Source organism: Polaromonas sp. P3_C2 (assembly GCF_056402675.1).
The window spans coordinates 1-1,734 of record NZ_JBFUGX010000781.1; the positions used below are offsets into that span (position 1 = coordinate 1).

At 61.0% G+C, this 1,734-nt stretch carries 1 protein-coding gene and 1 pseudogene; both read right to left on the minus strand.

Features of this window, described 5'->3' with window-relative positions; translation table 11 throughout:
* Positions 1–313 (minus strand): annotated as a pseudogene (locus AC1DWI_RS21880) (aspartate-semialdehyde dehydrogenase); the annotation flags it as partial.
* 282 nt (positions 314–595) lie between these two features.
* Positions 596–1,666: a 3-isopropylmalate dehydrogenase gene (gene leuB, locus AC1DWI_RS21885; RefSeq protein ID WP_477671348.1), complete on the minus strand. Its 1,071-nt coding sequence runs from the start codon at positions 1,664–1,666 to the stop codon at positions 596–598.
* Positions 1,667–1,734: the final 68 nt, after the last annotated feature.

Below are 1,734 nucleotides of genomic sequence, written 5' to 3' on the forward strand. Positions count from 1 at the left end.
GCGTAGAGGCTGCGTCAATCCAGTGGCCCGTCCAGCCGGCCGCGCGCAGCTTGGGGAAGACTTCAGTGGTGTAGTCGCCGCCTTGGGCCGTGATGATGATGTCGCACTTCTTCAGCGCTTCAATGTCAAAGGCGTTCTTCAGGGTAGTTTCGTTTTTGGCCTGAGCGGGGGCTTTGCCGCCGGCGTTCGAGGTCGAGAAGAAAACCGGCTCGATCAGGTCGAAGTCGCCTTCGGCCTGCATGCGGTCGATCAGGACCGAACCGACCATGCCGCGCCAGCCGACGAGTCCCGTGAGATTGCCTTTGAGTTTCATTGTGTTGCCCTTAAAAAAGTCAAAAATAAGGCTTTTTGGCCCGGCTCATCGAGCCGGCAGGGCACGACGAACCAGGCTTGCTAGCCTTTAATGGTGGTCGTTTTGGTGATCTGGGCAAAAACCGGCGCAGCGCTGATCGCGCGCGAAGCGGCGATAAAGCGGGTGAGTGCGGGGGTTTTGCGCATGGTGTTAATTGTAGCCAGGCTTGGCTTTATCGGGGCTGACAGCCGCCTCAAATCCGTTTTTTGCCCTTGGTTTGAGGCGATTTGCGGTAAAAAAACGTCAGACCAAGGCTTTGACGACCGCATCACCCATCTGCACCGTGCCGACCTTCGTCGTGCCTTCGCTGTAGATGTCAGGCGTGCGCAGGCCCTGGCTCAACACGGCGTCCACGGCTTTTTCGATGCGGGCGGCGGCTTCGGGCTGGTTCAGGCTGAAGCGCAGCATCATGGCCGCGCTCAGGATGGTGGCCAGCGGATTGGCCACGCCCTTGCCGGCGATGTCGGGTGCGCTGCCGTGGCTGGGCTCGTACAGGCCCTGGTTTTTGTCGTTCAGGCTGGCCGAAGGCAGCATGCCGATGGAGCCGGTCAGCATGGCGGCGGCGTCGCTCAGGATGTCGCCGAACATGTTGCCGGTGACCACCACGTCAAACTTCTTGGGCGCCTTCACCAGCTGCATGGCGGCGTTGTCCACATACATGTGGTCCAGCGCGACGTCGGGATACTGCTTGCCGACTTCGGTGACCACGTCTTTCCAGAGCTGGAAGGTTTCCAGCACGTTGGCCTTGTCGACGCTGGTGACGCGCTTGTCACGCTTGCGGGCGGCCTGGAAGGCCACGTGGGCGATGCGTTCGATCTCGGGGCGCGAATAGCGCATCGTGTCAAAGGCCTCTTCCGAGCCGGGGAAATGCCCGTCGGGTGAGACGCGCCGGCCTCGGGGCTGGCCGAAGTAGATGTCGCCGGTCAGTTCGCGGATGATCAGGATGTCCAGGCCGGACACCAGCTCACGCTTGAGGCTGGAGGCGTCCACCAGCTGTGCATAGCAAATGGCGGGGCGGAAGTTGGCAAAGAGGCCAAGGTTCTTGCGCAGGCCCAGGATGGCTTGCTCGGGGCGCAGCGGACGATCCAGCGTGTCATATTTCCAGTCACCCACAGCGCCGAACAGCACGGCATCGGCTTCCTTGGCCAGTTTCAGCGTACTTTCGGGCAGTGGATGGCCATGGGCCTCATAGGCGGCGCCGCCGACCAATGCGCTTTCGGTTTCAAACTTCAGGTCGAGCGCCTTCAAGACCTTGACGGCTTCCGCGACGATTTCGGTGCCGATGCCGTCACCAGGGAGGATTGCGATTTTCATGGGATTAATCCAGGATTTCAGAAAAACTGGCCGGGCAAAAGTAATTGCTGCCCGGCACAGGGATGGGG